Annotated in this window: 8 protein-coding genes; 4 read left to right on the top strand and 4 right to left on the bottom strand. The window is 62.2% G+C overall.

The window, feature by feature from the left end:
- Positions 1-39 precede the first annotated feature (39 nt).
- The 4 genes from AC1DVN_RS02490 to AC1DVN_RS02475 all read right to left on the bottom strand — a co-directional run bounded on the left by AC1DVN_RS02490 (position 40) and on the right by AC1DVN_RS02475 (position 3,948).
- Entirely contained in the window at positions 40-831 is a 792-nt protein-coding gene (locus AC1DVN_RS02490; protein ID WP_141488365.1) for an IclR family transcriptional regulator, read from the bottom strand.
- 93 nt (positions 832-924) lie between these two features.
- Positions 925-1,587: an IclR family transcriptional regulator gene (locus AC1DVN_RS02485; RefSeq protein ID WP_019745346.1), complete on the bottom strand. Its 663-nt coding sequence runs from the start codon at positions 1,585-1,587 to the stop codon at positions 925-927.
- A 37-nt stretch (positions 1,588-1,624) separates the two neighbouring features.
- The gene (locus AC1DVN_RS02480) at positions 1,625-2,767 is read right to left on the bottom strand and encodes a CaiB/BaiF CoA transferase family protein (protein WP_069145585.1); all 1,143 of its coding nucleotides are present in this window, start codon (positions 2,765-2,767) and stop codon (positions 1,625-1,627) included.
- A gap of 11 nt (positions 2,768-2,778) precedes the next feature.
- On the bottom strand, positions 2,779-3,948 hold the full coding sequence (locus AC1DVN_RS02475) for an acyl-CoA dehydrogenase family protein (protein WP_019745344.1): 1,170 nt from the start codon (positions 3,946-3,948) through the stop codon (positions 2,779-2,781).
- Positions 3,949-4,182: 234 nt separating this feature from the next.
- Between AC1DVN_RS02475 and AC1DVN_RS02470 the strand changes: the two genes are divergently transcribed.
- The 4 genes from AC1DVN_RS02470 (at position 4,183) to AC1DVN_RS02455 (ending at position 12,484) form a co-directional block, all read left to right on the top strand.
- Positions 4,183-8,829, top strand: a complete 4,647-nt coding sequence (locus AC1DVN_RS02470; protein ID WP_477993321.1) for an NAD-glutamate dehydrogenase — start codon at positions 4,183-4,185, stop codon at positions 8,827-8,829.
- Positions 8,830-8,938: 109 nt separating this feature from the next.
- The gene (hutC, locus tag AC1DVN_RS02465; protein ID WP_024487384.1) at positions 8,939-9,694 is read left to right on the top strand and encodes a histidine utilization repressor; all 756 of its coding nucleotides are present in this window, start codon (positions 8,939-8,941) and stop codon (positions 9,692-9,694) included.
- A 217-nt stretch (positions 9,695-9,911) separates the two neighbouring features.
- Positions 9,912-11,306: a serine hydrolase domain-containing protein gene (locus tag AC1DVN_RS02460; RefSeq protein WP_029537034.1), complete on the top strand. Its 1,395-nt coding sequence runs from the start codon at positions 9,912-9,914 to the stop codon at positions 11,304-11,306.
- 98 nt (positions 11,307-11,404) lie between these two features.
- A complete protein-coding gene (locus AC1DVN_RS02455) occupies positions 11,405-12,484 on the top strand; it encodes a dipeptidase (protein ID WP_084324936.1) in 1,080 nt (359 codons plus the stop codon).
- Positions 12,485-12,508 lie beyond the last annotated feature (24 nt).

The raw sequence follows: 12,508 nt of genomic DNA, 5'->3' as shown, positions 1-12,508 counted from the left end.
CGAAAACAAGGCCCGAAAAGTACGGAACGGAGAAATTCGCTACATGTCTGCGGGCGGGGTCTCCACCATTCGATCTCCGAGATCGGCGGAGAACTCAGCGCTGACGGCGCGCACTCGGTCGGCGATCAGGGCACTCTCCTCGGCCGATTTGGAGCCGGAGAGGAAGGTGACGCCGAGAGCTGCGACCGGACGACCGTCCCGCGTGATCACGGGGCTGGCGATGCAATTGATCCCGGATGTCGTCGCATTCTCTTCGACCGCATATCCGCTCTCACGTGCTGCGGCGAGCAGTTCTCGCAGTTCGGCGAGCGTCGACGGTCCCGTTCCGGTCCGCGTCGGCCAGGTGTATCCCTCGTAGAGCGCGCTGATCTGTTCCACGTCCAGACGGCTCAGAATCGCGCGCCCGACTGCGGTGAGATGCGCTGGAAGGCGAGTCCCGATTTCGGTCACCAATCGCACGCCCGGCTTCAGTGGTTCACGTTTGTCGAGGTAGATGACGTCAGACCCCTGTAGTACCGCCAGATGGGACGTCTCATCCGTCGACTGAGTGAGTGCCAGCATGAATCGTTGGCCCTCACGGTGAAGTGGGCCTGAGCGCATGTACGACGCACCGACTTCGAACGCCGAGACACCCAGGGTCCAGGCGCGTTGATCAGCCCAGTACGAGACGAACCGTCGATCCCGCATGACATTGAGGAGGTGATGCGTCGTACTCTTCGGCAGCTCGAGGGCGCTCGAGATTTCGGCCGTCGCCAGCGGCACACCCCGGCGGGCCAGGAGATCGAGCACGTCGAGCACGCGCTCAGCAGATTTCACGCGGCTCGTCGTCATGTGGGGTGTGTCCTTACGAGTAGGTAGGAAATCCGGAGCGGGGAACCCACATTGTCTCGGATACGAGACTGAATCGCCAAGCGCTCGGGGTGGTCAGGGAGTCTGGCTACCGAGTTCCGCGGACAACCGGGCGCAGTGCTCCACCAAGACGCGACCGTGGCTGGCGCAGACCTCGTCCGTCAGACGGAATGTCGGGCCGACGACGCTGAGCGCTCCGGCTATCTGACCGACTGCGTTGTAGATCGGCGCGGCAACTCCGGTCGAGTGATCCTCGATGGTGTCGTGCGCAATGGCGTACCCGCTCTCACCTACCTTGCCGCTCAACGCTGCGCCGACGGCGGTGCCGTCCAGGGGAACACTCTGTCCCACCCACCCCATGTGGCGGATCGCGTGCGTGCCCTCGATCTGATCGAGATACAGCGCAGTGTCTTTCGGTCCCATCGTCGACAGGTAGGTCGATTCCCTCGTGGTTTCGGCGATGGCCTTCATCGCGGGCCGGGCTCTCGGCAACAGTTGATTGTCGCCGAGAGCGCGAGCTCCGATCTGCAGTAGCCGCGGGCCGACGCGATAGACGTTGTCCTCGCCGCGAACGACGAACTCGGTTTGTTCGAGGCTTCTGATCAGGCGAAGGGCGGTACTGGTTGCCAGATCGGTTGCCTTGGCGGCGTCGCCGAGCGTCAATCCGCCGTGCTCGACGATCGCACCGAGAAGTTCGAACGTGCGATTCGCGCTGCGGGTCACGTCGCCGGGGGCCATGTCCTACTCCAAGTGCCGAGGGATGTCTGCGCTGAATCTATCGCGAGCCCGGCAGTACCTCACCGTGGTGCTCGTCCAGCAGGGGACTGCGGCGGACATCGGGGCGTTGGCTCTCACCGAACACGACGGGTTGTCGTACGTAGGAGATCTTTCCTGCTACCGGGTGCTCGAACGATTCGACGACTCCGCGATACTCGGCCTGTGCGGAGGTGAGTGCCTGCTGGACGTCCCAGATCTCCGAGCCGGCGAGGCCCGCGTCGCCGAGAATGCCGACCACGTCGGCGACGGTCTTTCCGGCAGCCCAGTTTTCGATCTCCTTGCGCAGTGCCGGCTCGTTCTCGGTCCGGGCGGTGTCGTCGGCAAATCGAGGATCTGCGATCAGGTCGATGCGATTCATCGTCTGCGCCAATTTCTCGAAGCCGGATTGGCTCGCAACCGCGAGGACAAAGAGTCCGTCGTCGGCCCGATAGGTGTCGAATGGTGTCGACACCGGATGACGGTTACCGACGCGTGGGGGAGTGAGCCCGGTGGATTGCAGTTGGCTGTGTGCTGTCGGCAGCATGGCGAGCATGCTGTCGAACATCGCGACGTCCAGATGCTGCCCGAGCCCGGTCGCCCGAGCGCCCAGCAGGGCGGTACTGATTCCCCAGGCGGCGAACAGCCCGGCGACCAGGTCTCCGAACGACTCACCCAACCGTGTCGGCCCGGATTCCTCCGAACCGGTGATGCTCATGATTCCCGAAAGAGCCTGGACTACAAGGTCGTAGGCGGCGGCGCCGGACATGGGACCGTCCTGTCCGAAACCGGAGATGGACGCGTACACGATCCGCGGATTGCGAGCCCGCGCAGCCTCGTAGTCGATTCCCAGGCGCTTGGTGACGCCCGGGCGAAAGTTTTCCACGACGACGTCGGCGGTCTCGATGAGCGTCAGCAGCGCCTCACGGTCCTCGTCGTCCTTGAGGTTGAGTGCCACCGAACGCTTGCCACGATTGAGCACGTTGAAGTAGATGCTCTCGCCGTCGCGGAACGGGCCGAGGTGCCGAGAGTCTTCACCGTGTTCGGATTCGATCTTGACGACGTCCGCACCGGCGTCCGAAAGCAGTGCGGTGCAGTAGGGTCCGGCGAGGACGCGCGAGAGGTCGATGACCCGGATGCCGTCGAGTGGTGGAAGTGCAGACATGTCCGTGCCTTTCAGAAATCGGTGGAACGCGGCGACGGAGCGTTGCCGGCAATGGTGAGCAATTGGATCTGTGAGGTGCCCTCGAAGATGCGGAGAATGCGGCAATCGCGGTACAGGCGTTCGATTTCCGATTCGCGCATGAATCCCGCGCCGCCGTGGATCTGCACGGTTTGATCGACGATCGAGAAGCAGGCCTCGGTGGCGACGTACTTCGAAATCGATGCGGCGCGGCGGATGTCCTGACCGGCGTCCTTGACGTCGGCGGCCCAGTCTGCGGTGACACGTGATGCGACCAGTTGCGCGTCGCAGCCACCGAGGAGGAGCTGAATTGCCTGGAAGTCGAAGATAGGCGTGCCGAACTGCTTTCGCTCGGTGGCGTACTCACGTCCCAGTTCCCAAGCGCGCAAAGCGATGCCGTTCGCCATTGCCGCCACGTCGATGCGCGCACGGTTCAGTGCGGTCAAGGCGATGTTGCCGCCGCGACCTTCGGTGCCGATCACCGAGTCGAGCGGCAGCACGACATCGTCGAGGTAGACGGTGTATGTCGGAGCCGAACGAATTCCCATCTTGTCCTGCGGCTCCGAGTAACTGATTCCCGGAGTGCCCTTGGGGACGACGAAGGCGGTGATGCCGCGGAATCCTGCGCTCGGGTCCGTCTTGGCGAAGAGCACGACAAGGTCGGCTTCCTTCGCGTTGGAGATGTACGTCTTGGATCCGGAGAGATGCCAGCCGTCGTCCTCGCGTCGAGCGACGGTACGCATCGAGGCGATGTCGGAGCCGGCGTCGGGTTCGGTGAGTGCAAATCCGGCCAGCAGTTCGCCCGACGCGAGCTGGGGCAACCAGCGGTGCTTCTGCTCTTCGGAACCGCCGACGAGAATCGGCTCGAGGCCCAGATAGTGCGCGGTGTAAATCGATGCCAGTGCGGCGTCGGTGCGTGCAACTTCTTCGATGGCGACCAGTTGGGTTCGTGTCGACAGGCCCAGACCGCCGAATTCCTCCGGCACGGAAATGCCCATGAGGTCCTGCTGTCCGAGGCGCTTGACCAGCTGCGCCGGGAACTCTTTGGACTCGTCGCGTGCGGCTGCTCCGGGTTGGATCTCGGCGTTGGCGAAGGCTCGGACGGTGCTGCGGAACTCAGCGAGATCAACGCTGTCGATGTCGTGCGCGGTCTGGGTGGTCACGGGGGCTCCTTCGAAGCGAGGTAGTTCACGAATTTCATCTAATGGAATCTAATTGCCACTAGTTGGCACGACTGACTATGGCTGAGGGTGGCGAATTTGTCCAGGGGTGGAGCTGTTGTGTCGCGGCTCACGTTCTGCAATGATCAACTTGTCTAATCCTGTATAGACAAGTTGATCGCGGATCGAACCCACTACAAGTCGGAAGCAGCGTGGCTTTCGGCGGAAGGTGCTGACATGAGCCTCGTTTCAGTCGACACGACACCGGACTCCGAGAATGTGAGGAGGGTGTGCAGTACGTATTTCGAGGGCTTGTCGGCTGATCGATACGCGGCGCTCGCCGAAGACCGCAAGCTTGCGCTGGTCGCCGCGCACATGGATCTTTCGCGCCGACGGGGACACAACTCGTCGATCTCGAGACTCGCGCCGGCCGGGGAGCTGGGGGACGGGCCGGCAATTCAATACGTCGGCGACGACATGCCGCAGCTCGTCGAAGCGGTTCTGGCGACACTTGCCCGCGCGCGCATGGAGCCGGAATTCGTGGTGCACCCAGTGCTTCGCACAGTCGTGCAACCGGCGCACAGCACTGAAGACACCCGGGTCGGGGAGCGTGCCGAATCATGGATCCACATAGGACTACCCGCACATTGTTCGGACGCGCAGGCGCAGGTGATCGCTGATGACGTCGCCGGAATCCTCGACCGTATCGCGCGTGCCTTCCGCGATACCTCGCCCCTGCGGGATCTCGTCGACGAGGCGCGCGGGCAACTGGCCTCGGGCGGTCACGCCGAAGAAGCTGACTTCCTCCAGTGGTGCAGTGCCGGAAACTTCAGTGTCGTCGGCGGTGCGCGAACAATCGACAGGCACGAGCCGTACACCCTCGGCGTGCTCCCCGATCCAACCGGCTCTTCGGATTCGAAGGCGGTGCCCCTCGCGATCGGAGTGGTGTACCTCGGGCAAGGGTTCGGTGGATCCGCATACGCCACAGAGATCGACGTGTCAGTCGGTGACCGTGAATACCGATTCATCGGGTCCTTCACCTCGACCGGACTTGTCGCAGACGTCAGGCGGACCCCCCTCGTGCGAGGGCGCGTCGCAGACATCTTCGACGCCTCCGGATCCACCGTGGATTCGTTTGTCGGACAATCGATGCTGGCGGTGATTCAGTCGATTCCGATCACAGTCCTCTTTGCCGCCGACCCGGCCCGAATTGCGGACGCACTGGACGAACTCACTTCTGTGGACGGCCGCACGTCGTTCCATCTGTTCCTGCAACCCGTGGGATGCTCTCCGACGACGGGGCAAGACCAGGAGCTGTCGGCTTTGCTGTTCGTTCCGCGCGAGAAATTCAGTACGACGATCAGAACAACGGCCGAGTCGGTACTCGCCGAGGCGCTTGGTGCCCGCACCATCGAGTTCTCCAGTCGAGTATCGGAATCTCCCTTGGCTGTCGTGCATTTCACGGCCACAGTCGGCGGCGGCGCGAACTTTGCATCGGCGCGACAAGCGCGGGAGATTCGGGATCTCGTCGTCGACGCGTGCCTGACGTGGGACGAGCGATTCGTTCTGGATGCTTCGCACTACGACGAGCAGCGCAGGCGTGCTCAGTTCGCCGAGCAAGTTCCGGTGGCATACAAGCAGGATTTCGACGCCGTCCGCGCCGCCGAGGACATGGCGGTATTCGACGGCCTCGAACTCGGAGAGGTGAGCCCACGGTTGGCCCGATCTGTCGACGGACCCGGTACTCACCGACTCGGGCTGTACGTATCGGGTGACCCGCTCTCGCTGGGCGAGGTGCTGCCCGTATTGCAGAGCCTGGGGGTCGACGTGGTCGACGAGCGTCCGTACGAGCTCGTCTCGGCAGGCTCGGAACAGTCCTGGATCTACGAGTTCACGCTCGACTATCCGAGTGCGCCGGTCGAAGGCTTCGACAACTTTGCCGCGCGGTTCGCGGCGACGTTTGCCGCGGTTCGAAACGGCTCCGCCGAGCCGGACTCGTTCAACGAACTTGTCGCGATCGCCGGACTCGGTTGGAAACAAGTAGTGGTGCTGCGGGCATACGCGGAGTTCTTGCAGCAAGCAGGATTTCCGTACAGCACCAGTCGCGTCGCCGAGGTACTTGCCGATCATCCCGAGATCGCCGCCGGTCTGTGCGAATTGTTCGAGAGCCGTTTCGATCCCGACGTCGTAGACGGAGATCGAGGTGCGCGTGCAGCAGCGGAGGTGGAAACAGCCGTGGCACAAGTGCAAGGACTCGACGCCGATCGGATCCTGCGCGCGTTGTCCGAGCTGGTCCGTAACACGTTGCGTACCAACTACTTCGTTTATGGCACCGAATCGCTCGGCGCACTCTCGTTGAAGTTCGATTCGGAGAAGCTGTCCGTATTGCCCTTCCCTCGACCGAAGTTCGAGATATTCGTGTACTCACCCGATGTAGCAGGTGTGCACCTTCGCTTCGGTACGGTTGCCCGCGGCGGCTTGCGCTGGTCGGATCGGAAAGAGGACTTCCGCACCGAGGTCCTGGGATTGGTGAAGGCGCAGGCAGTCAAGAACGCGGTCATCGTGCCTGTCGGTGCGAAGGGCGGATTTGTCGTCAAACGCCCGCCGGTTCCAGGACAGGGTGTAGACGCGGACCGAGAAGCCACGTTGGCGGCCGGGATCGAGTGCTACCGATCCTTCATTCGCGGACTACTCGATCTGACCGACAACGTCGACAAACAGAGCGGCGCCGTTGTCGCGGCGCGAAGGGTCGTTCGCCACGACGGGGACGACACTTATCTTGTTGTCGCCGCGGACAAGGGCACTGCAAAGTTTTCCGACATCGCGAACGACGTTGCCGCGCAGTACGGATTCTGGCTCGGCGACGCCTTCGCATCCGGCGGATCGGTCGGCTACGACCACAAAGCCATGGGTATCACGGCGAAGGGCGCCTGGGAGAGTGTCAAGCGGCACTTCCGGGAATTCGGCGTCGATACCCAGCACGACGACTTCACCGCGGTGGGGATCGGAGACATGAGTGGTGACGTCTTCGGCAACGGTATGTTGTGCAGCAAGCACATTCGTCTCATCGCGGCGTTCGATCATCGGCACGTGTTCGTCGACCCGAACCCGTCACCTGAGCGCTCGTACGACGAGCGATCACGTCTCTTCTCGCTCCCACGATCGTCGTGGGCCGACTACGACCCGACCTTGATCAGTGCGGGTGGCGGAGTGTGGGAACGCTCGGCGAAGCGCGTTCCGATCAGTGACGAGATGCGACAGGCACTGGGTCTCGACGCCGACGTCACCGAACTGACTCCACCGCAACTGGTTCGGGCGATTCTGCGGTCCCCGGCAGATCTCTTGTGGAACGGCGGCATCGGAACGTACGTCAAGGCCTCCGGTGAGTCCGACCTCGAAGTCGGTGACAAGAGTAACGACGCGGTTCGGGTGAACGGCAACGAAGTGCGTGCACGTGTGATCGGTGAAGGAGGCAACCTCGGCCTCACCCAAGCAGGACGAATCGAATACGCGCGTATCGGCGGACGGATCAATACAGACGCCCTCGACAATTCCGCGGGAGTCGATTGCTCCGATCACGAGGTGAACATCAAGATCCTTCTCGACTCCCTGATCAGCTCAGGCGTCGTCGCGGACTCACATCGCGACGCACTGCTCGAATCGTTGACCGATCAGGTCGCCGAACTCGTTCTTGCAGACAACCGTTCACAGAACGAACTGATGGGCACCACGCGTGCGGATGCGGGGGCAATGGTCGGCGTGCACGGCAGAGTGATTTCGAACCTCGAATCTCGCGGAATCGTCGACCGCGTCATCGAAGGGTTTCCGACCAAGAAGCAGTTCGCCGCGGCCGAGAAGACGGGAACGGGGCTGACGTCGCCGGAACTCGCCACACTGATGGCCCACGTCAAACTCGATCTGAAGTCCACGCTGTTGGCTGGAAGCTCGATCGACAACCAGATCTACCGCAAGGCGCTGGTGAACTACTTTCCGGAGGGCCTTCGAGATGCAGGGGGCGACGCTCTCGACCGGCACCCATTGCGGCGCGAGATCGTCGCGACCGTGCTGACGAACAACGTCATCGATCGGGGCGGCATCACCTATGCGTATCGGCTCGGTGAAGAGGTCGGCGCTGATCCGGAAGACGCGGTACGTGCCTTCACCGTGGTTTCCGAGGTGTTCGGACTGTGGAAGTTGTGGCACGACATCAGCAAAGCCTCGATCTCGACCGCCGTATCCGACGAGTTGATCCTGCTCACCAGGCGACTGCTCGACCGGGCGTCACGGTGGATGCTGACGCGTCGGCCGCAACCGCTGGCCGTCGGGGCCGAGATCAGCAGATTCGGTGATCGCATCGCGGAGGCGTCGACCGAGCTCGATGACTGGCTGGTAGGCGCAGATCAGCGGAACCTGGCTGCGCGAACGGTCCTCATCACGGACAAGGGCGCGCCGGAGAACCTGGTCAGGCGAGTGGAGATATTGCTCGATCAGTTCGGACTGCTCGATGTGGTGGAGATCGCTGACCTCGCCGATCGCGCAATCTCGGAGACCGGTGAACTCTACTTCCGGCTCGGTGAGCATGTTGGGCTCGTCCCGATGCTCAATCGAGTGTCGGCATTGAGCAAGGACGGAAAATGGAACGCATTGGCGAGGTTGTCGCTGCGGGACGAGTTGTACTCGACGGTGCGGGCCTTGACCCTCGACGTCTTGGCCGACGCGGAAGCGGGTGACTCGACAGCGGAAAAACTCTCCAGGTGGGAAGAAATGAATGCGTCGAGAATCGAGAGGTCGACTCTCGCGCTCGCCGAGATCGAGGCATCGGGGCAACACGATCTTGCTGCGCTTTCGGTTGCGACGAGCCAATTGCGGCGCATGGTGGGCTAGGCCCGGCGCGGACGCCCGCGGATTGATCGGAAAGGTGCGCGAGACGGATAGACTTCGAAGGCCGAACGGGAGAACCGACTCGGTGGTTTTCGACGAACGGGTGGTGGCGATGGCGATTGCTGAAGTGGACGCAGAACTCGCCGTGCTGTTCAACGAGGCAGGCGGCGAGTCCGCCCCTGCCTACGAACGGGTGAAGAACCTCGTGGTCTCGCAGATCAATTCGGGTCGGTGGACCGAAGGCGATCAGCTGCCTTCGGAAAATCAACTGGTCAGTGCGCTTGGGTTGTCACGTATGACGATCAACCGAGCGCTTCGTGAACTCACCAGCGACGGTCTGATCGTGCGGATGATGGGGGTCGGTACTTTTGTCGCCGCCACGAAGACCGCGTCCCCGCTGTTCGAAGTAAAGAACATCGCCGACGAGATTCAGCGCCGCGGCCACCGTCATCGAACCGAGGTCGTGTTCGTTCGTGAGGAAGAAACCGACCACGGGCAGACGTTCCTTCGTGAATCGGTGGGCAAACGGGTGTTCCATTCGCTGATGGTGCACTTCGAGGACGAAACCCCGATTCAGGTGGAAGACCGGTTCGTGAATCCGAACGAGGCGCCCGACTATCTGCGCCAGGACTTCACCGCGATCACCCCCAACAACTACTTGAGTGACGTTGCGCCTCTGGTTCGCGGCGAGCATGTCGTGGAAGCAGTGTTAGGGAGCCCGGACGAATGCGAGCTGCTCCGCATCGATCGAGGGGAACCGTGTCTGTTGATTCGCCGCCGCACCTGGTCGGCCAATGGGTTGGTCAGTGCGGCGCGCTTGATCCACCCCGGTTCACGCAATCGCTTGGAAGGAACCTTCGAGCGCTGATCGTTTCGAGTGGCGAGTCCTGAACGCAGGCTCGTCCGATCGCACCATTTTCGGGGTCGAGTTCGGTGCAATCGACCAGGACGTGACTGCGAGCACACTGAGATCATGGGTGGACGGTTATTGCTTCCGCAACCTCACTTCCCGACGAGTGAGACCTGAGCGGATCGCAGCAACGCTATCTACGCCACTGGCTTCCATGATCGAAGGAGTTCGACCTGTGACCGACTTGCCCAAGGACCTACTTGTCGCCCCGAAGTGGCAGGAACGCCTCGACGAACTGGCAGCCAAGCATTCGGTACCTGGCGCGCAGGTCGGTGTGATCGCGCTGGGCGAAGACGGTGCAGCGGATATCCGTGTCATCACCACCGGAGTGACGAGCCTGAACACGCGTGTCGACGTCGACGCCGACACCCTGTTCCAGTACGGATCCGCGAGCAAGATCTGGACGACGACTCTGATCATGCAGCTCGTCGACGAGGGCAAGCTGACGCTGGACACCCTGGTGGTGGAGGTGCTTCCGGAGTTCACGATCGCGGATCCTTCCAACACGAAGGAAATCACGATCCGCCAGTTGCTCACGCACACAAGCGGTATCGACGGAGACCTGTTCAACGACACCGGCGACGGCGACGACTGCGTCGAGAAGTACGTCGACGAACTCGCGACCGCGATCAGCGTCACCGAGCCCGGCGGGCATCTGAGTTACAGCAATGCAGGTTTCGCCGTTGCCGGCCGTATCGTCGAGGTTCTTCGTGAGATGACGTGGGACGAGGCGTTGGTCGAATACCTCTGGAAGCCACTCGGATTGACGCACATCATCACCAAGGCCAAGGATGCCCCGCTGTTCCGCACCGCCGTCGGTCATGTGGCGAACCCGGATCGGACGTCGCCGGACAAGGTGGTTCCGACCAAGCAGTGGCTGCTTCCCCGCGGTATCGGTCCGGCCGGGATCATCACCGGATCCGTCAGCTCGCTTCTGACCTTCGGCGCTGCACACATGCGTGACGGCCTCGCGTTGACGGGTGAACGCATTCTGTCCGAAGAATCCGCGCGTCTGATGCGCACCCCACAGTTCGACCTGACTGCGGTTTCGAGCGTCGATCAGGCCTGGGGTCTCGGCTGGATCCTGTCCGACTGGGGCGGTGTGACGTCCGCGCAGCACGGTGGTGCGACGATCGGCCAGATCACTCGTTTTCACACCTTCCCCGAGCTCGGCCTGGCCATGGCAGTTGTCACCAACTCGCGTGGTGGCGGTGCCCTGGCTCACGACATCGAGAAGGAGATCGCTCAGGAGCTCGATCTCGTTCTGCCGGAGCCGAAGTCCGAACCGGATGCAGCAGACATCGATCTGTCTCACATTCTCGGGACCTATGAATCGACAACCGTTCGAATCGAACTCACGCGTGGCGACGACGGCGGATTCCAGGTTCAGAACTTCGCCAAGGTCGAGATCGACGGCGAGCCGCCGGCCCCGCCCACCAAGGTCGTGCCTCTGTCTGCTTCCCGGTTCTCGATCAGTAACGAGAGCGCTTCTGGCGAGATGGCTCACCTCACGATCGATGGCGAGGAATATCTGTACATGACACGGCTTTTCAAGAAGATTTCCGACTAGCCGCGGCGAGATGATTCTCTCCGCTGAATGAAATCTCGGGCAGGTCGAGGGCGATGAGGGCCCTCGACCTGCCCGCACTACTTTCTCGAGGAAAACTCATGTTGAAACCTCTCGCTCCTTTTCCGGACGTGAATCACCCAGCGGCACTGGATGCTTACGGCCTTGCGCCGGTCATCGACGGTCACAACGATCTGGCATGGACGGCTCGCGAAACTGCCGCATACTCGGTGGAAAATCTGGAGAAGGATTCCATCTTCCAAACCGACATCGACAAACTCGGTCGCGGTGGCGTCGGTGCGCAGTTCTGGTCGGTTTACACCCCGTGTGGCAGGACGGAGGCCGAGGCTGTTCAGTACACACTCGAGCAGATCGACTACGTGTACCGGATGATCGAGCGGTACCCGGATACTTTCGAATTCGCGCGCACCGGTGACGACGTGCGTCGCATCTGGAGCGAGGGCAAGGTCGCGTCATTGTTGGGCGCGGAGGGCGGTCACAGCATCGGCAGTTCGCTCGGCGTCCTGAGAATGATGGCGCGCCTTGGTCTTCGGTACATGACTCTGACGCACAACGACAACACCGGGTGGGCGGACTCCGCGACGGACACGCGCGTACACGGCGGGCTGACCGACTTCGGTCGCGAGATCGTGCGCGAAATGAACCGGCTCGGCGTACTCGTCGACCTGTCGCACGTCTCGGTGGAAACGATGAGAGATGCCATCGAGACGTCGTCGGCGCCGGTGATCTTCAGCCATTCGTCCTGCACTCAGCTATGCGGTCACCCCCGCAACGTTCCCGACGACGTCATGAGGCTGCTCGCGGACAACGGCGGGGTCATCATGATCGCCTTTGTGCCCATGTTCCTTTCTTCCGAGTACAACGAGTGGTTCAAAGGCGGGCGGGTCGGCCCACGGCCGGCGATGACGGTGGACCATCTGGCCGATCACGTCGAGCATGCCCGAGACGTCGCGGGCATCGACCACATCGGTTTGGGTAGTGACTACGATGGGTTCGACGACTTTCCGGACGGTATGCAGGACGTATCCGGTTTCGCGGTGTTGATAGACCGTCTGGCGGAACGCGGTTGGTCCGCGGAGGACTTGGCAAAGCTGATGGGCAACAACGTGTTGCGTGTGCTCGACGAGACCAGTGCGGCCTCGATATCGAGCCTTTCCTAGCCGTATCGACGCCCGAGAAGATGA

The organism is Rhodococcus sp. P4_E4 (assembly GCF_056401575.1).
The sequence above is the reverse complement of the archived record's forward strand: the minus strand, read 5'-3'. Positions and strand labels throughout refer to the sequence as shown.

Bases quoted from the DNA above. Each gene is read 5' to 3' on its own strand.
- AC1DVN_RS02490 (WP_141488365.1), bottom strand. From the start codon at position 831: ATGACGACGAGCCGCGTGAAATCTGCTGAGCGCGTGCTCGACGTGCTC.
- AC1DVN_RS02485 (WP_019745346.1), bottom strand. From the start codon at position 1,587: ATGGCCCCCGGCGACGTGACCCGCAGCGCGAATCGCACGTTCGAACTT.
- AC1DVN_RS02480 (WP_069145585.1), bottom strand. From the start codon at position 2,767: ATGTCTGCACTTCCACCACTCGACGGCATCCGGGTCATCGACCTCTCG.
- AC1DVN_RS02470 (WP_477993321.1), top strand. From the start codon at position 4,183: ATGAGCCTCGTTTCAGTCGACACGACACCGGACTCCGAGAATGTGAGG.
- hutC (WP_024487384.1), top strand. From the start codon at position 8,939: ATGGCGATTGCTGAAGTGGACGCAGAACTCGCCGTGCTGTTCAACGAG.
- AC1DVN_RS02455 (WP_084324936.1), top strand. From the start codon at position 11,405: ATGTTGAAACCTCTCGCTCCTTTTCCGGACGTGAATCACCCAGCGGCA.